We start from the raw sequence: 21,976 nt of genomic DNA, 5'->3' as shown, positions 1-21,976 counted from the left end.
TTCCAATACACATCAATGATATGGTATATAGAAAGTAAGGTGGTACTATGGATAAATATGTTGTAATAGATCTTGAAACTACTGGACATTCCCCGGCAAAAGGGGACCAGATTATTGAAGTTGGTATTGTTGTAATTGAAGACAATGAGATAACGGGGCATTTTTCCACCTTACTCAAACCTGATAAATCAATTCCACCATTTATATCTAATTTAACTGGAATATTTGATGAAGATGTTGCTGATGCCCCTTCTTTTAAGAAAAAGGCAAACGATATCACTGAAATATTCACGGACGCTTACCTAATCGCCCATAATGTGCCTTTTGATTTGGGCTTTATAAACACAGAGTTAGCAAATAATGGTATACAGCAATTAAGAAACCCTGTACTTGATACAGTAGAACTTGCAAGGATTTTATATCCAAAAGCACCTGGCTACAAATTAGGTCAGTTGGCGGAATACCTGGGAATATATCATAATGATCCGCATAGAGCTTTGTCAGACGCATATGTAACAGCAAAGTTATTTATAAAGTTAAAAGAAAAGCTTACCTCTTTACCGTATGAAACCATTGATCATCTATTAAAATTGGAAAAGCATTTTAAATCAGACTTCTATGAGCTACTGAACAAAAGGCAACAGGATTTAGCGTTTTCTACGGAGGAAATAGAAGGTATTGCTACATTTAGAGGTCTTGCTTTCAAAAACATAGAAAATTCTAGAGTTTCAGCACCGGAAATAGAAACATCATATGGGGACTATTTAGACGATATTTATGAATCAGACGGCACAATGGAAAAAAACATGAGAAAGTATGAAAAGCGGGAAGGTCAGCGTGACATGTCGGAAGTGATTTATGATACATTTCGACAAGGAGAACATGCTTTAATCGAAGCGGAAACCGGCACCGGAAAGTCAGTCGCTTATCTGATTCCTGCAATCTATGAAGCTGTTCGATCTAAAAAGCGAATCGTCATCAGTACATATACGACTCAACTACAATCACAGTTATTGGAAGAGGAGATACCATTAATTCAAAAGTTAATCACGATTCCTTTTAAGACAGCACTACTAAAAGGGAAGAGTCACTATTTAAGCATGGAGAAGTTTGAGCGGGAACTGGCTATAGAACAAGAAGATAATTATGATAGTGCTCTTACGAAAGCTAAACTCCTTGTTTGGTTAACAGAAACGGATACTGGTGATATAGATGAAATTCAATTACCATCAAGTGGTTATTTATTTTTCAAAAAAATTTCAACCGATACAGAAGGTTATATAGACCCACAATCACCATGGTTTTCCAGATCCTTTTACCAGAATGCACGCAGAAAAGCGCAGCAGGCGAATATTATTATTACAAATCATTCTTTATTATGTACTGATATGTTTAATGATTACCAATTTCTCCCAAGTTATGACAAGGTAATTATTGATGAAGCTCATCATTTGGAGGAAACTGTATCACGACATTATGGGCTGAAACTCGATTATATTAATATTCAATACAGCCTCAATCAACTCGGAAGCATTGAAGAAGCAAAAACATTAGGAAAAATCCTCAAGAATTACATGTTTAATCAGAGTGAATTACCATTAGAACAATGGGATGATATACTTGCAAAGGCGAAATATGAAATCGATGATTTATTTCGTACACTGTTTCAATATGTAGTCGATCAAAAAAGAAATAATAAATCATTAAGTGATATAGGAAGAACACAATACCGTTTTGAATCGGCTAAGGAGTACCCTGAAAAGTGGAATCCAATTAAAGAAATGGCTACAAGGTTAACCTTTTTTATTCGTGATTTAATTCATATACTTACGATAATAGGGCAATACTTTGATAAAAAAGAAATCCTGGATAAATACGATAGGGAAGAGATCAATGTAAACATACAACTCCTCCAGTCATTTATTGATCGTATTGAACAGTTGTTTATAATGGAAAACTCAGAAGGACAGTCACAGGTTAAATGGATTGAAATTGAGACATACGGTGCAAAAAATGCAGTTTATTTATACAGTGAGCCAACCGATGTGTCTACATTACTCGCAAATGACTTTTTCGATAAAAAAGCAAGTGTTATTTTAACAAGTGCAACATTAACAATGAGAAATTCATTTTCGTTTATTCAAAATAGACTGGGACTGAATTCAGAACGTATAGTAACAAAGAAAATTAATTCACCTTTTTCATATCAGGATCAGGTTCAGCTTCTTATCCCGGATGACTTTCCGGATATTAAACATGGGAATATCGATGATTTTATTTATGCAACATGTGAAGCCATTATTTCTTTAGCCGAGATAACGGATGGTAGAATGCTCGTTTTGTTTACGTCCTATGACATGCTGAAAAAAACGCATGCGATTTTGAAAGAAACGATTGATATCGATAAATATGTTATTATTGCACAAGGAGTATCAAGCGGCAGCAGAACACGGCTAAAGAAAAATTTTCAAAACTTTGATCAAGCCATACTTTTGGGAACAAGCTCTTTTTGGGAAGGTGTGGATATACCTGGTGAAGATTTATCATGCCTGATGATTGTTCGACTGCCATTTCAGCCACCAGACCACCCAATATTTGAAGCAAAATCAAACCAGCTTAAAAATAATGGTAAAAACGCCTTTTTCGAATTAGCACTACCGAACGCTGTGATTCGGTTCAAACAGGGATTCGGAAGATTGATCCGCTCCACAAGCGATAGAGGTATTGTCTTTGTATGTGATGCAAGGGTCACAAAATCCCGTTATGGAAAATTCTTTACTGAATCAATTCCTGATGTACCAATAACGGTTGATTCTACCAATAAACTAATGGAAGCAGCCAGGAAGTGGTTTTAAAATAAACCTTTATGAGCAATGAGCCTCTTAACTCTTATCCGATAAAGTCTAAAAAAAATACTGATGCTTCATTAATAAGCATCAGTATATAAAGGTATGGGATGGAAGAAATTTGTTGAATAAAATAATGAAACACATTTCTGTATGGCTTACAAGTAACTAATATGTTTCATATCATTTACATCAACATGATACATATTGTTTGCATATGCCACATCATTTATGATTTGCAAATTTTAATAAAACAAGAAGAATGTATCACAAATGGTGGAAGCTGGATAAAATGAGCATAAAAGGAAGATATGATGACTGATTTAAATTTGGGTGAAAATAATGTACAATAATCAAGATTCAAAGTTTGGCTGGGTTAAATGGAGTTTGCTGGCAATTGCTATATTTGCTCTAATTTGTTTGATATTCGCCATATTTCTATATAAGGATATTCAAAAGGATGAAAATTCAGCTTATGCTGAAACAGAAGCACAGCTCCTTGGTGCTACTTCACTTACTGAAGTATCTAAAATCGAACAATTTAATGGCTCTGAAGCATACCATGTCGTCTTTGGGAAAAATGAGGATAATGAAGAAAAGATAATTTTTTATCCTTTAGCAGGAAGAGAAAAGAATCTGACTACAATTGACAGGAATGAAATAATTCCTGAAGAAGAGATTCAGAGCCAATGGAGCGAACAATGTAACGGCTGTGAATTAATTGAAATCGTACCAGCATTGGATGATGGAAATGAATTATGGGAAATAACATATTACGATGAAGCAAACAACTATGTATTCGCTTATGTATCCATCTATGATGGGGCACAACATAAACAATACCGTCTTAATTCGATGTTTAATTAGAAAACGATTTACATTAAAGTTAATTAATGGAGGTAATTTATTTGAAAACAACTATTTCACATGTGCCAAATTATAATGAACAGACTGTCACGATTGGCGCATGGCTTTCCAATAAACGTTCAAGTGGTAAAATCGCATTTCTTCAGCTTCGTGATGGAACAGGTTTTATTCAAGGTGTTGTAGCAAAAAATGATGTAAGTGAAGAGACCTTCCAATTGGCTAAAAACATGACCCAGGAATCTTCCATGTACATAACCGGAAAAATAGTGGAAGATACAAGGTCTCCTTTTGGTTACGAATTGCAAGTCAGTGAAATAGAATTGATTCATGAGGCAACCGAATATCCGATAACACCAAAAGAACATGGTACGGAATTTTTAATGGATCACCGACATCTGTGGCTCCGGTCTAAAAGACAGCATGCCATAATGAAAGTTCGTAATGAAATCATTCGGGCAACATATCAATTTTTCAATGATGGTGGGTATGTGAAAATTGATCCACCAATTCTTACGGGGTCATCTGCTGAGGGTACAACTGAATTATTTAAAACACAATATTTTGATGAAGAAGCTTATCTCTCGCAGAGCGGCCAATTATATATGGAAGCTGCTGCTATGGCATTTGGAAAAGTGTTCTCCTTTGGACCGACATTTCGCGCAGAGAAGTCAAAAACACGAAGGCATTTGATTGAGTTCTGGATGATTGAACCGGAAATGGCTTTTGTGGACCACGAAGAAAGTCTTGAAATTCAGGAACAATATGTAAGTTTTATTGTCCAGGGTGTTTTGGAAAATTGTAAACTTGAATTAGATATATTGGAAAGAGATAGATCAAAACTGGAAAAAATAAAAGCTCCCTTCCCTAGAATTTCATATGATAAAGCAGTGGAATTGCTGAAGGAAAAAGGTTTTACTGATATTGAATGGGGAGAAGATTTCGGTGCTCCACATGAAACCGCTATTGCTGAAACGTTTGATAAACCTGTCTTTATTACGAATTACCCTGCAGAAATAAAGGCGTTTTATATGAAACCGGATCAGGAGAGACCGGATGTCGTTTTATGTGCTGATTTAATTGCCCCTGAAGGTTATGGGGAAATTATTGGTGGTTCACAGCGGATAGATGATTTGGAACTAATGAAAGAACGGTATGAAAAACATGGGTTGACCGGCCCTGCTTATAAATGGTATCTGGAACTTCGTCAGTATGGCAGTGTGCCACATTCCGGTTTCGGGCTAGGCCTTGAAAGAACTGTAGCTTGGTTATCTGGTGTAGATCATGTAAGAGAAACGATTCCATTTCCAAGACTTCTAAACCGACTCTATCCATAAAACATTTTGTTTAATCAACAAATCCCTTGCAAATAAGTAAAGCAAGGGATTTTTATCATTGGCCTATGGTCTGGGATTTACTATTCGTGCCACCGTCACATTAAAATTTCACATCCTGGGGCGTTAAAGGCCCCAGCTGATTGTCGTTTCACTCTAAAAATAAGATTCATGCTATACTATAAGTGAGGTGCTATATTAACATGACAAATTCTTTTTCATTACAGCAAATTTTATTAAATCAGTTGCCGGTTCCCCAAAAATTACTTACGGGTTATATTTCACTGGGTCTTAATGAAATAGAGGTAATGGTAATTTTACAATTACACCGATTTCTGCAAGAGGAAAATGACTTTCCAACACCTTATGAAATCGCAGAACATTTAACGATTAATGAAAAAGATTGTGCAAACATCTTACGTAAACTAATCCAGAAAAACTTTCTGTTGATTAATCAGAAAGAAAATGAAAAAAACCAGATAAGTGAAGCTTATTCCCTTAATCCGCTTTGGAAAAAACTATATACAACTGAACAGCAGCCGAAGGAAGAACAAGAAGAACAATTAGATGGCACTATTTTCATATTATTTGAACAGGAGTTTGGCAGACCGCTATCTCCATTTGAAATTGAAACAATAAATGCCTGGCTTGACGAAGATAAAATCGCTCCATCCTTAATTAAAGCGGGTCTTCGGGAATCTGTATTAATGGGGAAATTGAATTTTAAATATATTGATCGAATCCTGAGAGAATGGAAAAAGAAAGGAATTCATTCCGTGGAACAGGCAAGAGAAGCAAGTAAAAACTTCCATCATAAACAGGAAAAAAAGCAGGAAAATACAACAAAAAGAGATACATCATTTTATTATAATTGGTTGGAAGGGGAAGACTGAGATTATGTTAAATAAGAAGCAGATAAGACATTGCTTGGATGAGATGAAAGAAATGTTTCCGAACGCAGAAGGAGAACTGAATCACTCTAATCCATTCGAGCTGGTTATTGCTGTTTTGTTATCTGCCCAATGTACCGATGCACTTGTAAACAGGGTAACGGCTGATTTATTTAAAAAATATAAGGTACCTGAGGACTATGTAGCTGTATCCTTGGAAGAACTACAACGTGATATTAAATCAATTGGACTGTACCGTACAAAGGCAAAAAACATACAGAAACTATGTCAGGTATTACTTGATGAATACGAAGGACAAGTACCAAGAACGAAAGCAGAATTAATGAAACTTGCCGGGGTTGGAAGGAAGACTGCTAATGTAGTTGCTTCCATAGCATTCAATGAACCTGCAATTGCCGTTGATACACATGTAGAACGTGTATCCAAGCGATTGGGAATATGCCGTTGGAAGGATTCTGTGGTTGAAGTAGAAGAAACACTGATGCGTAAAGTACCACGAGAAGAATGGAGCGAAACACATCATCGAATGATATTCTTTGGAAGGTATCATTGCAAGGCAAGAAATCCAAACTGTCCGGAGTGCCCATTACTTGATATATGTAGGGAAGGGCAGAAGCGCTTGAAAAAGATAAATAGTTGATTAAAGGATGCACTAAAAAAGAGGAGAGTCTTATACTTTCCTGTTTGTGAACAAGCACCGGTTTACCTTGATATGCTGTATACATTTGATTTTCATAAACAAAAAAGAGGTAAACTCCTAAAATTAGGGGTTACCTCTTTTTTGGCAGGTAAGAACTTTCTTACTGGATAAGTGTGGATTTGGGCAATCCGCCTAACTATAGCGAATGCCAAGTTTTCTAATAGAATCAGTTATTACTCAGAACCTTCTTCGTTACTATCTTGTTCTTCATTATTGTTTTCTTCTTCATTCGTCGTTTCTTCGCCGCTACCAGAACCTTCTTCATTATTATTGTTCTCTTCCTCATTATCAGATTCTTCTTCACTACCGTTTTCTACAGGGGTATCTGGTTCTTCTTCGTTGCCATTCTCTTCTTCGTTATTCGTTTCCTCATCGTTAGCGTTCTCTTCCTCATTACTGTTCTCTTCTTCATTATCGGTTTCTTCCTCCGGTACGGTGACTTCTGTACTTTGTGTCTCACCACGGAGCTCCTCACTATCTCCATTTGCCCCGATAGGAGTAACATTAATCGTATATGCTTGTCCAGGCTGAATACCGCTAATTTCCATACCGTTTGAAGATACTGTTTGTGTCTGGCCGTTTACACTTACCTCAAATTCTGCTGCCGGGCCATTATACTGCCAGGAAACATCAATGATTTGATTTTCTTCATTGTATGTTCCACTTAAACCTTCGACAGATCCTATATCGCTGCCGTCATCTTCATCATTCTCACCGTCTGGTACTGTAATAGAAGTCGACCTTGCTTCACTTGTATTGGATTCATCATTGTTATCTACTACAACAACCTGGATCTCATAATCTGTTCCTGGTTCTACATCCGAAATTTCCAGGGATGTATCTGTCGTGGACGATAAGCTTTGCATTTGTCCACCATTTTCACTTGCGCTTACTTCAAATGAAACATCAGCATCTGAGTCATAGTTCCATTCAACATTTACTGAATTTGAATCCTCATTATATTCAGCGCTCAGACTATCTACAGGATCAAGCTGATCAAATTTTTCTGAAGTACTGGTCGGTTCACTACCTCTTACAAACAATTCCGTTACAATTTCAGAAGACGGTGTATATTGACTTGGCAATGCAGCGGGATTGGAACCTTTTTCCACTTCCACTTCAACAACCGAATCAGGTTTTTCAAAATCAGGTGTATCGATACCTGCTGAAATCTCGTTCATTGCATTTTTATACAGTTGCCGCGAAATGGAAGTATCAGTTAATGGATCATTTTGCGGATATCCTGTCCAAATTGCTATTGTATAATTTGTTGTATAACCACTGAACCAGGCATCCCCGGCACTACCATCATCAAGATTGGTTGTACCTGTTTTTCCAGCATCAGCAAGTCCGGGAACGTTTGCTGATGTACCTGTTCCTTCTGACATCGTAGTTTTCAGTATATCGGTAATCATATAAGCAGTAGAGTCAGCCATTACTGCCTCAGGTTCCGGCTGGAGTTCAACCGTTTCTCCATCAGGGAATTCAACTTTTGTTACAGCATAAGGCTCATTATAGATTCCCTCATTTCCAAATGGGCGATAGGCACCTGCCATCTGTAGAGGAGTGGTACTTGTGCTTGTTCCACCAATTGCCTCCCCGATCTGTGTTGTCTCCAATGGTATTCCTAAACTTTCAGAAAATGTAGATGCATTGTCCAAGCCAACTTCCTCAAGTGTTTGTAGAGCGGGTATATTATAAGATTTACTTAAAGCTGTCCGCATGGATACCCAGCCATGGGCCTGATTGTCAAAATTGCTAAACGTGTGGTCACCTACTTGGTATGCGCCGTTATCATTAAATTGATGGTAGGTTGACCAATTATTATATTCAATTGCCGGTCCATAATTGACAATTGGTTTTATCGTCGAACCAGGCTGCCGGCCACCATCAATCGCATAGTTCCACCCATCATTTTCCAATCCTCCTCGAGCTCCTCCTATGGCACGGATTGCCCCGTTTTTTGTATCGAGGATTGTCATACCTGCCTGAAGATCTTCATCCGGATAACTTATCGGAGACTCATCAGATAACAGATGTTCCACATGCTCTTGTGCATCTGTATCTAATGTCGTATGAATTGTAAGTCCGTCTGTATATATATCTGCTCCATCCACTTTTTCACTGACTTCATCATTAACCTGCTGCAAAAATGCCTCGTATTGTACCGAATCAGGTCTTGAATCCGTTAATAAGGAGGTAATATCAACCTGGCTAGCTTCCTCTGCCTGTTCTTCGGAAATTTTACCGTGTCGAACCATCAACGATAATACCGTGTTCATTCTGTCTTTCATTAATTCAGGATTTTCAAAAGGATTATAGGCTGATGGACGTTGTGGGAGTCCCGCAAGGATAGCGGCCTCCGGTAATGTGAGTTCATTTAAGTCCGTCTTGCCAAAATATATTTCCGCAGCCTTTGCTGCGCCATATGCTCCACTTCCGTAATAAATTTTATTCAGATACATTTCCATTATTTCTTCTTTTGAATACTCTTGTTCCAGTTTAAGGGCCAGCCACATCTCCTGGACTTTAAGACTGATTTTCTTATCCGGTGTTAAAAATGACTTTTCAACAACCTGTTGTGTAATTGTACTGGCTCCTTCAGAACCAAAGCCATCTGTTATATTAGCGACAATTGCACCGCCAACCCTTCTGATATCGACACCAGGGTGATCAAAAAATCTTGCATCTTCCGTTGCGGTTACTGCATCAATCAATACTTCAGGTAAATCGTCAAATTCAATTTTTGTCCGGCTTTCCGCTCCGAGGGAAGCGAAAACTTCTCCATCTTTGTCCAATATTTGTGATGGAAAAGGATCGGAAAGCATAGATGCATCAACATCCGGCGCTGTTGCAATCCAATAGGTGGTCAATCCCGCTGCTCCAATTCCCATTACTAAACATACTATTAATAATGTAAATACTATTTTTTTCCATAAAGGTTTCTTTTTGTTTTTATTCTGTTTTCTTCTTGCTGTTCGAGATTGGCTGTTGTTTGCCATAGCTCATTTTCCTCCGTTCTAAAAGTAAAGCTTATCTATTATTGTCAAATAATCTACTCTTTCCTGGTATTTCAATGGAATAAGATATCCCTCTTGTTTTATATTTTCATAGGGGACGGATTTTTTACCACCACTTAATTTGTCGTACCAGTATGGAAAAAGTTTCTCTGCCTGAAAATAATATGTTTCATCATATGCTGAAAACCGTATAATTAAAAAACAAATACCGCCATGACGAACAATCGACTCCATATGTTTCATTTGATGATCGTGGATATTCGCTAAGGGGAACATTGTTTTATTCTTTGTTTCCTTAGCTTCAAAATCTATATGCTTATCGCGATATAAACCGTTGTAATCAGTAGTGGACGCCTGTTTGAAATATGCCTCAGTTATTACTGCCGCACTCCTTTTCGGATAGTTCACTTTTACGATTTGTACAGGAGTGGGCTTTTTATGAATGATTGCCTTCTCTGACTCCAAATAAAATTTATTTGTTGTATTAATATCATCCTCTAGTGTCATACCACGGTTACTATATTTATTATTTATTGTTCCTGCTGGCTTGTTTTTTGGTTGGAGTTTCTTTCTTCCATTCGGATAATTTATCAAATAATCCCTCCTGCATATTACAGTATCATATCAGAAAACCATTCACGTGATAATTAATAAAGCATTAATCAGAGAGACATTGTAGAATACTGTATTAAATTCTGCAAGATGAAGGTTGCATATATCCATTATATTACAAATCACTACATTTATATAGAATTTTCCGTACCTGTTTATTAAAACGTTCCGTATTTAAAGATTGTTCAGCATATCCTGGTATTTACTAAGAAATCCAAAACAACATAGTATTCGTATGTAAATCTGGAAATAGGGGGGGTAACGGCTATTCGCTACAAATTATGAAAAAGAGGCCTGCTGTAATAGTAGCAAGCCCCTTTTTTTCTTACTTAGTTGTTTACGTTGATGGTCTATTCGGGCCATCCAATTTTTTATCACCAGTTTTTAATGATTTATCTCTTTTGGTCTCGGTTGTTTTCGGCTCTCTTTTTTTATGGCTCATTTTCAAACCTCCTTTATTGGTTAGTGTGTCTCTTTTTAGTTAAATAATCATTTATTTTGTTGTTTTGTACCTTTATTTCTAGTTTTGTCGAACAGGAAGGAGGCTGTGTTTGAATCAAGAATAAGTAAGTTAAGTCAAATAAAAAGGGTGATTAAAATGGCATTAGCAGCGAGAAATTCTGTGGCGGAAACATCTGGTGTAAACCATGAAGAATTGGAAGCATCTCTTCAACGGATGGCAGATCAAATCAGAGTCATTGATCAAAAGTTAACGATGCAAGTGGATAAAGAGGTGTGGGAGAGATTCCAGCATCAGCTGACTGAAATTAACAAAACAAGAATTTCAGTTAAAAAAGTGTCATTTCCTTCTGAAAATGGTACAGTATAAGGAGATTACATTTTAGAAATAAAGGCGGTTCTTGCATGATGACATTAAAAGAACAAACTGAACAATTAAAAACAAACCTGAATCGTTTAATGAAAAGGTACGAAAATAACCCACCTCCTGAGGATAAAAAAGATATAAAGTTTTTTTCACTGGTGAAAGAAGATACCACTCCTATTTATGAACGTCTAGAAAAATGGGAGGAAGACGCCTTATCCGTTGTAAAAGCAAGGAAGGTAAATGTACACCCCCAACAAATCACCTCAACACGTGAAAACATGGAATTACTTATGATGCACAGCTACTATCATGATGTGAAAAGAAAAAGGTATATGGAACTTAATCATTCCATTCATTACATTTTTGATCAATTATTAAGTGAATTAAAGAGTGAATAAAACGACGTTTGTGACTACAAATAATTTCTTAAAACTACAACGAGAAATGCGAAGGAGATTATTTATGAAAAATAATAACTTGATTGAAGCAGCAATCAACATTAGAAAACATGCATATGTGCCATATTCCAAATTCCCTGTAGGAGCAGCTCTATTAACCAGATCGGGTAAGCTGTATACAGGCTTTAATATTGAAAATGCTGCTTACTCCGTAACCTGTTGTGCCGAGCGTGTAACCATCTTTAAAGCCATTTCCGAAGGGGAAACTGAATTTTTGGAGATGGCTGTTGCCGCAGATACAAAACGGCCTGTTCCGCCATGTGGTGCCTGTCGTCAGGTAATGAGTGAATTTTTTGATGGTGAAATGAAAATTCATTTGACAAATCTAAATCAGGATATAAAAACACTCTCCATGGAGAATTTATTGCCATTTTCTTTCACACCAAATGATTTACTTGATAAATAAATCATTACGTTTATAATTATAATTAGGGCAATAATAATTGGGAACTGATTTTTCAGTTTCCTTTTTTATGATATAATTTATAAAACTAGAAATTATACTTACGAGTAGCAGTAAAAAATAATAAAATTGACATGTGGTTAGTTGCTAACAAAAACAAGCGGAAAATACGAGGTGAATGTAATATGAGTCTAAATCGCGTACAACTGAATGGAAAAGATATCCTGGAGAAAGAATTTAAAACAGCCATGCGTGGTTATAATCAAGAACAAGTAGATGAATTTCTTGATGTGGTTATTCAGGATTACGACGCATTTAAACAGGAAATTGAAAGATTGCAACAGGAAATTGAAAGATTTAAAAAAAGCTCGCAGGATCAAAGCAGGTCCCGTTCTTCCCAACAAACTCAGCAAGTGAATTATGACGTACTCAAGAGACTTTCAAATTTAGAAAAAGCAGTGTTCGGAAAAAAATATACAGAAGCGGAAAATGTTAATGGTTCTTAGTAGAGAAGAACTGATTTTTTCCTTCTGTTGAATGATTTGTTTATATGTGTTAGACTATATTTCTGTTTAAAAGTTAAATACTCAGGTAATCGCTGTATTTATATACAGAGGAAAGTCCATGCTCACACAAACTGAGAGGTTTGTAGTGTTCGCGCTTGACGAAATCATAAGTCAGGGTAACCTTAAGGGTTAACGGCAGGAAAAATTCCTAAGTCAGTGATGATATGGAATACGTTCCTTGAAAGTGCCACAGTGACGTAGCTGAAGTGGAAACACTTCAGGTGGAACGAGGTAAACCCCGCGAGTGAGCAACCCAAATATTGGTAGGGGCACTCTTTAGTAGGGAATTCAACCGAATTGGAGACAAGTGTTACTTGTAGATAGATGATTACAACCGGCGTACGAGGCTGACCACCGCATGAAGTACAATGGAACAGAACATGGCTTATCGAGTATTTAACGGTCTTGCAATAGATAAACCAACCTTTCTAATGGCAGTAATGCTATTGGAAAGGTTTTTTGTTTTTCCTTGGGAAAGAATAAATCTATAAGGCGACCTGTTATTAGATTGCGCCAAAAACTGAGATTTTCCAAACACAGTGGTTATGTTTTCATTTATTAAAACAAAATATGGTAAACTAAAATTAATTTAATTTAAAAATGAAGGGATAAGTTTTATGCAAAATGTTACTTTAATTGCAACCGCAGCTATGGGGCTTGAATCGGTTGTTGCTAATGAAGTGAAAGAATTAGGCTATGATGTTGAGGTGGATAATGGAAAGGTGATTTTTGAAGCTCCAGTATCAGCGATTCCCCGCTGTAATTTGTGGCTTCGATCCGCTGATCGCGTCAAAGTACTTGTGGGTAAATTTAAGGCTGTGACCTTTGACGAATTATTTGAATCAACAAAAGCCCTCCCATGGGAAGCATTTATTGCTGAAGAAGGACAATTTCCGGTTAGCGGAAAATCTGTGAAATCTAAACTGTACAGTGTTCCGGATTGTCAGGCAATTGTCAAGAAGGCTATTGCGGAACGTTTAAAACTCAAATACGGTCTTGCTTCTAAAATGCCTGAATCCGGTGCGTTGTATAAAGTAGAGGTAGCACTGCTGAAAGATACAGTCACTCTTACCATTGACACATCAGGTGCTGGTCTCCATAAAAGGGGATATCGGGTTGGCCAGGGAGAGGCTCCATTAAAGGAAACATTGGCTGCAGCCCTCATTATGCTCACCAATTGGAAGCCTGAATTTCCATTGATTGATCCATTTTGCGGGTCAGGAACAATTGCAATTGAAGCAGCACTAATCGGCCAAAACATCGCGCCAGGCTTCAACCGTGAATTTGTCTCGGAAAATTGGCCGCTTATTAAAAGCAAATATTGGGATTTAGCATTTGAAGAGGTAGAAGACAAGGCAAATTATGATCAAAAACTGGACATTACCGGATCGGATATTGATCATAAACTCGTGATGATAGCAAATGACAATGCTGTGGAGGCAGGATTAGCAGATTTAATCACATGGAAACAGATGCGGGCGGAAGATTTATTTATACGTAGTAAAAACGGGTATATCATAGGTAATCCTCCCTATGGACAGCGGCTGGGAGATAAAGAGAATATAGCAAAAATATATCAGCAGCTGGGTAGTGTGATGAAAGCTCACCCCAGTTGGAGTGTGTATATCATGACTGCATTTGAAGATTTCGAGAAATATTATGGAGAGAAAGCAACGAAGAAACGAAAACTGTTTAATGGTTTTATTCGTACCGACTATTATCAATATTTCGGAAAAAAGATTAAGGGGGAATAAGTTTGGATAATACGTATTTATTGGAAAAAGATTACAAGGAATTGTTGAAAGAATTAAGCTCGTATCAGGAAGTTATGATGCTGACACATTGGGACATGCGTACAAAGATACCAAAAAGCGGAGCGGAACAACGCTCCGAAGTTGTAGGATTTTTGGCAGAAAAAATACACCAGTTGGAAACATCCGAAAAAATAAAATATTTTATTGATATTTTAAAGGTTCACTCGGATGATGAAGTGATTAAAAAAGCAGTGAATGTGTCTGAAGAAGCCTATGAAAGAAATAGGAAAATCCCTAAGGAAGAGTACAAAGATTATGTGAAGTTACAGTCAAAAGCGGAATCCATTTGGCAAGAGGCAAGAGAGAAAGATAATTTTTCTTTATTTCAGCCCTATTTGGAAGAACTAGTGGAATATAATAAAAAATTCGCTGAATATTGGGGCTATGAGGACAACATCTATGATGCCCTTTTACATAATTATGAACCAGGGGTAACAACCGAAGTATTGGATAACGTGTTTCCTGCACTACGGAGTTCTCTCAGCAGTTTAGTCGATAAAATTAAAGAAAGCAATACAAAACCTGATTCTTCCATTTTGACCAGTCCTTTTCCAAAAAAGAATCAGAAAGCCTTTACTATGGAAATCTTAGAGAAGATGGGCTATGATTTCACTTCAGGAAGACTTGACGAAACCATTCATCCTTTTGCTATTGCCTTAAATCAAAATGATGTGCGCATTACCACCAGGTATGATGAAGAAGACTTTCGCATGGCGGTATTTGGAACCATCCACGAAGGTGGACATGCACTATATGAACAAAATATCAGTTCAAAGCTTGCAAATACACCATTATCATCAGGAACTTCTATGGGAATCCATGAATCACAATCGCTGTTCTGGGAAAATTTTATTGGCAGAAATAAAGCATTCTGGGAAAGCAACTATGACTTATTTAAATCTTACGCTCCTGATCACTTCGAACAGATACCTTTAGATGTTTTTTACAAAGCTGTAAATGAAGTAAAACCTTCATTGATTCGGATTGAAGCAGATGAATTAACTTATTCCCTACATATAATGGTTCGTTATGAACTTGAAAAAGCATTAATAAATGGGGACATTCAGGTTAAAGATTTACCTTACTTGTGGAATGAAAAAATGAATGATTATCTGGGAATTACTCCACCTACGGACAGAGAAGGAGTACTGCAAGATATTCACTGGGCCGGCGGCGACTTCGGTTATTTTCCTTCTTATGCATTAGGGTACATGTATGCAGCGCAATTTCATCATACATTTTCAAAAGAGAATAATCTTAATTCAATCATACTTAATAATGAATATAGTCAGTTAACAAGCTGGTTGAAAGAAAATGTCCACCAATTTGGTAAAATGAAAAAACCACTGGAAATTGTTGAGGATGTTACAAATGAAAAATTAAATCCCGAATACCTGGTTAATTATCTAACAAATAAATACACAGCCATCTACGATCTTTAATATTTTTATTATAAATGGGGAATCATAACAAAAAATCGTACTACAAAAGGGTGGCACTATGACTTACATCAGTTCGGTTGGCGTTGGAATCCCTGAATATGAGCTTTCACAAAAAGAAGTGAAGGAATTGGTATTAGAGGTATTTTCCGATTCTCAAACACATATAAAACGATTGTTGCCTGTATTTGATAATGCTGCTGTGCAAAAACGGCAATTCGTAGTAGATAAGGAATGGTTAAAGCAGAACCATTCTTTTAAAGAAAGGAACGACCTTTACCAAACATATACGAAGAAGCTTATGCTTGATGCTGTTGATCATTGTTTAACCAACAAGGATTATTTAAAACAGGATATTCCATATGAAGCAGTTGATATGATTATATTCGTTTCCAGTACAGGGATTGCAACACCTTCTATGGATGTTTATTTGTTTAATGAACGACCTTTTCGTGAGGAAACGAGTCGCATGCCATTATGGGGGCTTGGGTGTGCAGGTGGTGCGATCGGATTATCGAGAGCTTTTGATTGGCTCACAGCTCATCCTGACAAAACAGCATTAATCATATGCGCTGAATTGTGTAGTCTTACGTTCCAAAAAGATGATGTGAAAAAAAGCAACCTAATTGGCAGTGCCCTTTTTGGTGACGGCGTGAGTGCTGTTTTGGCTATTGGTGAAGCATCTCCATTACTTTCAATTCACAAAAAGAGCACACCGAAAATTATTCAATCAAGTTCAAGGACTAAAAAAGGAAGTACCTCTGTTATGGGTTGGGATGTTACGAATAGTGGTTTAGAAGTTGTTTTTTCAAAAAGTATTCCTGCTTTGGTTCGTTCCTTTTGGAGTGGTCATATTTATTCATTTTTACAAGCTATAGGTTTGAATGAAGAAAAGATTCATTCATTTATTGCGCATCCTGGTGGAAAAAAGGTATTGGATGCGATGGAAGGGGTCGTTCAAACTACACGCAGGAAGTTAATGCATCCTTATAATGTCTTGGCAAACCATGGGAATATGTCTTCAGCTACTGTATTTTATGTACTCAAAGAAGCAATGAAGGATGATGTCAACCCAAATGAATTAAGTATCTTATCTGCACTGGGACCGGGGTTTAGTTCTGAATTGTTATTATTGGAGTGGACTTAAGATGCCGGTATATATGTGGATTCTTCTGATTATTATTATATTGCAACGTTTGATTGAATTAGTTATTGCAAGAAGAAATGAAAAATGGATGAGAGCCAGAGGCGGGGTTGAAAAGGGATGAGAACATTATAAGTTTTTTGTCATTCTCCATGTTCTATTTTTCCTTTTTATGTTATCGGAAATTATCATACGTGACGTAGGCTATGTGCGATTAAGTTACTTTCTGTTAACTTTATTTATCATTACACAAAGCCTCAGGTTTTGGTGTATTTATACATTGGGCAGGTTTTGGAATACGAAGATTATTATCTCTCCACAATTTTCTTTAGTAAAGGAAGGACCATACAAGTATGTTAAACATCCAAATTACATCATAGTTGGGATTGAACTATTCATCATTCCCTTGTTATTTGATGCATATATTACGGCGATTGTATTTCCAATCTTGCATATTCTTTTATTAACTGTACGAATTCCTATTGAAGAAAGAGCGTTCAAGGATACAAAAAAAGTGGTAATCGATTAAGATTACCACTTATATATGCATTATTTTTTTGTTACATTTGCAGCTTGTGGGCCACGTTCACCTTCGACAATCTCGAAAGAAACTTCTTGTCCTTCTTCTAATGTTTTGAAGCCTTCTTCCTGGATAGCAGAATAATGAACGAATACATCATTTCCTTCTTCCAATTGAATGAAGCCATACCCCTTTTCTGCGTTAAACCACTTAACTACTCCATTTTCCATGTAAATAATCCTCCTAAAAACTTTCACGTTAAACGTGTTAATACAAAGTCGATAGCCGGAACATCAAAATAGGCAGCACCTATAGAAGTGTAGGATCACTATTACACCCACTTCTATAGAAGCTGCCTGTCTTTAATGATTCCATACATCTTCTTTGCTTGACCCTAATATAGCTTATTTATATTGCTCAGTCAAGAAATAGACTCCATATTTTTACTTAAAAAGAATATTTTTTAACTTAATAGAAAATTTATACACATAGAATTTTCATAAAAAGTGAAAAGTAATATAAAAAAAGGTACACTTATGGTATATGAAAAAATAAGGAGGTAATTAGATGCGAACAGATATAGAGATTGCTCAACAGACCAGTCTTAAACCGATTAAAGACATTGCAGCAGAACTTAATCTGACGGAAGAAGACTGGGAACCCTATGGTCACAGGAAAGCAAAACTATCGGATAAACTATTGAATAAATTAAAAAACAAAACAAATGGGAAAGTAATCTTAGTTACCTCAATCAATCCAACACCGGCAGGAGAGGGGAAGTCTACGGTAACGGTTGGTTTAGGTCAGGCTTTTAATAAGATTGGGAAAAACGCTGTCATCGCGCTAAGGGAGCCATCTTTAGGCCCTGTAATGGGGTTAAAGGGTGGAGCTGCAGGTGGTGGTTATTCTCAAGTACTCCCAATGGAAGATATCAATTTACATTTTACCGGGGATCTTCATGCTATAACAAGCGCAAATAATGCTCTCGCATCAATGATAGATAATCATATTCATCATGGTAATGAACTAAGTATTGATCCAAGGAGAATTGAATGGAAACGCGTAATTGATATGAATGATCGGGCATTACGTCAAATTGTTGTTGGTTTAGGTGGGCCATCACGCGGTGGCCCGAGAGAAGACGGGTTTACAATTACGGTTGCTTCTGAAATGATGGCTATATTATGCTTAGCCACAGGCCTTGAAGATCTAAAGGGAAGAATTGCAAACATTGTAATTGGCTACACGTATGATGAGAAACCAGTAGTAGTGAGTGACTTGAAAGTGGAAGGAGCTTTAACATTATTGCTGAAAGACGCTTTAAAGCCAAATTTGGTACAAACGACTGAAAATACACCAGCCATTCTGCACGGCGGTCCATTTGCCAATATTGCACATGGTTGTAATAGTATTATGGCTACAAAAATTGCCGCGAAATTAGGAGATTATGTCGTAACAGAAGCTGGTTTTGGTGCGGATCTTGGTGCAGAGAAATTTCTCAATATAAAATCCCGTATTGGTGACTTTGATCCAAACGCTGTCGTAATCGTCGCAACAATTCGTGCCTTAAAAATGCATGGTGGATTGACAAAGGACAATCTGACAGAAGAAAACGTCAATGCCTTAGAAGCAGGTATGGAAAACTTAGAGAAGCATATTGAAACAATCAAAACGTTTGGTCTGCCGTTCGTGGTTGCTATTAATAAATTTCCGACAGATACAGAAGCAGAAATAAATTTCATAGATAATTGGTGCAGAGATCGTGAACTGGATGTGGCATTAACGGATGTATGGGCAAACGGAGGAGAAGGCGGGATTCCTTTAGCTGAAAAAATAATAACTAAAATTAAATCAGACAAAGGAAACTTTAATAAACTTTATGACCTGGATGAAACAATCGAAACAAAAATCAGGAAAATAGCTCAAAACGTTTATGGTGCAGATGATATCGAATTATCACCGAAAGCAAAAAAGCAACTTACATATTATGAAAAACAAGGGTGGGGTCATCTTCCTGTATGCATGGCAAAAACGCAATATTCTCTTTCGGATAATCCAAATCTATTAGGGAGACCAAATGGTTTTACAATTAATATCAGAGAACTACGTCCATCTATTGGTGCAGGATTTATTGTTGTTTTAACCGGTGATGTAATGACAATGCCCGGGTTGCCAAAATCGCCCGCTGCATTAAATATGGATGTAACTGAAGATGGAAAAGGTGTTGGGTTATTTTAATGATGAAAGATAATCAACTGCAAGCAATCCAGGACTATGTATACAAACAATTCTCTGCTGATGCAACTGGCCATGATTATAATCATATGAAACGTGTAGCTCGATTAGCAAAACATATTTCCACTAAAGAGGGAGCAGATTCTTTCATCTGTGAAACAGCAGCCTGGGTGCATGACATTGGAGATGCAAAGCTTTTTCCTGATCCGGAAGATGCTTTAGAAAATCTGATGACCTTCCTGGCATCCATCGATTTATCCAGTCAGAAAATAAAACAGATTAAAGAAGCAATTAATGATGTTTCCTACAGTAAAGGAAATACACCCGCCACACTTGAAGGGAAAATTGTACAGGATGCAGATCGAATCGATGCAATAGGTGCTATTGGTATAGCACGGACCTTTGCATATGGTGGAGCAAAGGGACAATTGATTTATCATAAAGAGATGGAATTTACTTCAGTCCAACATTTTTATGATAAATTACTGAAATTAAAAGATAGAATGCATACACCAACTGCTAAAGAAATTGCTGAAGAAAGACACAGGTTTATGGAAAGCTTTCTAGAGCAATTTTATAAGGAATGGTAGAAAAGATGATGGAAATTGATACAAACTTAGTGATAAAATACATATATAACATATGAACGAGAAGTTTCTTAATAAATGGAGGAGATTATAAGTGAAAGGTGAACAAGCTTACCTGGATTTATGTAAGCATATTTTGGATAACGGAAATAGGAAGGCGGATCGTACAGATACTGGGACTTATTCCGTGTTTGGTCATCAAATGCGTTTTGACCTAAGTGATGGTTTTCCGTTATTAACAACGAAGAAAGTACCATTCCGACTGGTTGCCAGTGAACTCTTATGGTTTATTAAAGGGGATACGAATATTCGTTATTTGCTCGAGAATAATAATAATATTTGGAATGAATGGGCGTTTGAAAAGTGGATAGCAAGTGAAGATTATACAGGACCTGATATGACGAACTTTGGAAATCGGAGTCAGCGGGATCCTGAATTTAATGAACAATATAAAGAACAGATGAATATTTTCAAGGAAAAGATCCTGAAAGATGATGATTTTGCAAAAGAATATGGCGACCTTGGATCTGTTTACGGAAAACAGTGGCGGAATTGGAAAACTTCTAAAGATGAAGCGATTGATCAATTGAAAGAGGTAGTTACATCTATCCGAATCAATCCTGATTCACGAAGACATATTGTTTCTGCATGGAACCCAGAAGACGTACCCACTATGGCATTACCTCCATGCCATACACTGTTTCAATTTTACGTAGCTGATGGAAAATTATCCTGTCAGTTATACCAACGAAGTGCAGACATCTTCCTTGGTGTGCCGTTTAATATTGCGAGTTATGCTCTTTTGACGTGTTTAATAGCACATGAATGTGAGTTAGAGCCTGGAGAATTTGTCCACACACTGGGAGATGCACATATTTATTCAAATCACGTGGAGCAAGTAAATACACAACTCAGTCGTGAAATTAGATCATTCCCCAAGCTCAAAATAAACAAAGAAAAAACATCTATCTTTGATTTTGAGCTAACAGATTTTGAACTAATTGATTATGACCCGCATCCGGCGATCAAGGCACCAATCGCTGTATAAACCACTAATAAAGGAAGGAGGAAGTTGATAATGATTTCATTGCTGTTAGCTATGGACCGTAATCATGTGATTGGTATGAATCAAGATTTGCCGTGGCACTTGCCAAAGGATCTGCGATTTTTTAAAGAAAAGACAACTGGACAAACGATTATTATGGGAAGAAAAACATTTGAATCGATGCGGGGGCCATTACCGAACCGGAAAAATGTTGTTATCACAGGAAAACAGACGGATTATCCAGAAGCGGTTGACGTCATTCATGATTTGAAAATAATTAAGGAATGGAATAATGAAAACCCTGATAGAGAATATTTCGTAATCGGAGGCGGAAAAATATTTGAACAGGTTCTGGAATATGCTGATCGGATGTATATAACATTAATTGATGAAGTCTTCGATGGCGATACTTATTTCCCGAATTTCTCAGAGGATGATTGGAACCTTACTTCCAATTTAAAAGGGGAGAAGAATGAAACAAATCCCTATGATTATTATTTTCTGCAATATGATAGAACATAATCATCGATTGCCTAAAAGCAGCAAATAACTATAGCTTGTTTAAATGAAGATAAACATGTTAAACTATACATGTTACAAGAACTCGTTTGAGCGTTACGTATATTTCTCATAATTAGATATACCTTATGTC

The 21,976-nt window shown here is 36.9% G+C and carries 20 protein-coding genes and 1 other RNA gene; 18 read left to right on the top strand and 3 right to left on the bottom strand.

Going from position 1 to position 21,976, the window contains the following annotated elements:
- Positions 1–47 precede the first annotated feature (47 nt).
- The 5 genes from dinG to nth all read left to right on the top strand — a co-directional run bounded on the left by dinG (position 48) and on the right by nth (position 6,595).
- A complete protein-coding gene (gene dinG / locus ACZ427_RS08070; RefSeq protein ID WP_461179485.1) occupies positions 48–2,855 on the top strand; it encodes an ATP-dependent DNA helicase DinG in 2,808 nt (935 codons plus the stop codon).
- A 333-nt stretch (positions 2,856–3,188) separates the two neighbouring features.
- Positions 3,189–3,713, top strand: a complete 525-nt coding sequence (locus tag ACZ427_RS08065) for a cell wall elongation regulator TseB-like domain-containing protein (RefSeq protein ID WP_461179486.1) — start codon at positions 3,189–3,191, stop codon at positions 3,711–3,713.
- 41 nt (positions 3,714–3,754) lie between these two features.
- On the top strand, positions 3,755–5,047 hold the full coding sequence (gene asnS / locus ACZ427_RS08060; protein ID WP_461179487.1) for an asparagine--tRNA ligase: 1,293 nt from the start codon (positions 3,755–3,757) through the stop codon (positions 5,045–5,047).
- A gap of 200 nt (positions 5,048–5,247) precedes the next feature.
- Entirely contained in the window at positions 5,248–5,937 is a 690-nt protein-coding gene (locus ACZ427_RS08055) for a DnaD domain-containing protein (protein ID WP_461179488.1), read from the top strand.
- A 4-nt stretch (positions 5,938–5,941) separates the two neighbouring features.
- A complete protein-coding gene (nth, locus tag ACZ427_RS08050) occupies positions 5,942–6,595 on the top strand; it encodes an endonuclease III (RefSeq protein ID WP_461179489.1) in 654 nt (217 codons plus the stop codon).
- A gap of 233 nt (positions 6,596–6,828) precedes the next feature.
- Here the strand turns inward: nth and ACZ427_RS08045 are convergent, their stop codons facing one another.
- The gene (locus tag ACZ427_RS08045; RefSeq protein WP_461179490.1) at positions 6,829–9,657 is read right to left on the bottom strand and encodes a PBP1A family penicillin-binding protein; all 2,829 of its coding nucleotides are present in this window, start codon (positions 9,655–9,657) and stop codon (positions 6,829–6,831) included.
- Between the two features lie 18 nt (positions 9,658–9,675).
- The gene (recU, locus tag ACZ427_RS08040) at positions 9,676–10,266 is read right to left on the bottom strand and encodes a Holliday junction resolvase RecU (RefSeq protein WP_461179818.1); all 591 of its coding nucleotides are present in this window, start codon (positions 10,264–10,266) and stop codon (positions 9,676–9,678) included.
- Positions 10,267–10,834: 568 nt separating this feature from the next.
- Here recU and ACZ427_RS08035 point away from each other — a divergent pair.
- The 9 genes from ACZ427_RS08035 (at position 10,835) to ACZ427_RS07995 (ending at position 17,466) form a co-directional block, all read left to right on the top strand.
- A complete protein-coding gene (locus ACZ427_RS08035) occupies positions 10,835–11,116 on the top strand; it encodes a hypothetical protein (RefSeq protein ID WP_461179491.1) in 282 nt (93 codons plus the stop codon).
- Between the two features lie 35 nt (positions 11,117–11,151).
- A complete protein-coding gene (locus ACZ427_RS08030) occupies positions 11,152–11,511 on the top strand; it encodes a DUF1798 family protein (RefSeq protein WP_461179492.1) in 360 nt (119 codons plus the stop codon).
- Positions 11,512–11,575: 64 nt separating this feature from the next.
- Entirely contained in the window at positions 11,576–11,977 is a 402-nt protein-coding gene (locus ACZ427_RS08025) for a cytidine deaminase (protein ID WP_464883552.1), read from the top strand.
- Positions 11,978–12,159: 182 nt separating this feature from the next.
- The gene (gene gpsB / locus ACZ427_RS08020) at positions 12,160–12,480 is read left to right on the top strand and encodes a cell division regulator GpsB (RefSeq protein ID WP_461179493.1); all 321 of its coding nucleotides are present in this window, start codon (positions 12,160–12,162) and stop codon (positions 12,478–12,480) included.
- Positions 12,481–12,557: 77 nt separating this feature from the next.
- Positions 12,558–12,933, top strand: an RNA gene (rnpB, locus tag ACZ427_RS08015) — RNase P RNA component class B.
- A 224-nt stretch (positions 12,934–13,157) separates the two neighbouring features.
- Positions 13,158–14,294, top strand: coding sequence for a THUMP domain-containing class I SAM-dependent RNA methyltransferase (locus ACZ427_RS08010; protein WP_461179494.1), 1,137 nt, complete (start codon positions 13,158–13,160; stop codon positions 14,292–14,294).
- A gap of 2 nt (positions 14,295–14,296) precedes the next feature.
- On the top strand, positions 14,297–15,796 hold the full coding sequence (locus ACZ427_RS08005; RefSeq protein ID WP_461179495.1) for a carboxypeptidase M32: 1,500 nt from the start codon (positions 14,297–14,299) through the stop codon (positions 15,794–15,796).
- A gap of 58 nt (positions 15,797–15,854) precedes the next feature.
- Positions 15,855–16,940 carry a type III polyketide synthase gene (locus ACZ427_RS08000; protein ID WP_461179496.1) on the top strand — a complete coding sequence of 362 codons (1,086 nt, stop codon included), beginning with the start codon at positions 15,855–15,857 and terminating at the stop codon, positions 16,938–16,940.
- 169 nt (positions 16,941–17,109) lie between these two features.
- A complete protein-coding gene (locus ACZ427_RS07995; protein WP_461179497.1) occupies positions 17,110–17,466 on the top strand; it encodes an isoprenylcysteine carboxylmethyltransferase family protein in 357 nt (118 codons plus the stop codon).
- Between the two features lie 20 nt (positions 17,467–17,486).
- Here ACZ427_RS07995 and ACZ427_RS07990 read toward each other — a convergent pair whose 3' ends face one another.
- On the bottom strand, positions 17,487–17,687 hold the full coding sequence (locus ACZ427_RS07990; protein WP_375053123.1) for a cold-shock protein: 201 nt from the start codon (positions 17,685–17,687) through the stop codon (positions 17,487–17,489).
- Between the two features lie 337 nt (positions 17,688–18,024).
- On the opposite strand from ACZ427_RS07990, the gene ACZ427_RS07985 reads away from it, so the two are divergent.
- The 4 genes from ACZ427_RS07985 to ACZ427_RS07970 all read left to right on the top strand — a co-directional run bounded on the left by ACZ427_RS07985 (position 18,025) and on the right by ACZ427_RS07970 (position 21,846).
- Positions 18,025–19,695, top strand: a complete 1,671-nt coding sequence (locus ACZ427_RS07985; protein WP_461179498.1) for a formate--tetrahydrofolate ligase — start codon at positions 18,025–18,027, stop codon at positions 19,693–19,695.
- A complete protein-coding gene (locus ACZ427_RS07980) occupies positions 19,695–20,282 on the top strand; it encodes an HD domain-containing protein (protein WP_464883551.1) in 588 nt (195 codons plus the stop codon). The genes ACZ427_RS07985 and ACZ427_RS07980 overlap by 1 nt, the downstream gene beginning before the upstream one ends.
- Positions 20,283–20,373: 91 nt before the next feature.
- Entirely contained in the window at positions 20,374–21,327 is a 954-nt protein-coding gene (locus ACZ427_RS07975) for a thymidylate synthase (RefSeq protein ID WP_461179500.1), read from the top strand.
- 30 nt (positions 21,328–21,357) lie between these two features.
- On the top strand, positions 21,358–21,846 hold the full coding sequence (locus tag ACZ427_RS07970) for a dihydrofolate reductase (RefSeq protein ID WP_461179501.1): 489 nt from the start codon (positions 21,358–21,360) through the stop codon (positions 21,844–21,846).
- Positions 21,847–21,976 lie beyond the last annotated feature (130 nt).

The organism is Virgibacillus ainsalahensis (assembly GCF_055380755.1).
The sequence above is the reverse complement of the archived record's forward strand: the minus strand, read 5'-3'. Positions and strand labels throughout refer to the sequence as shown.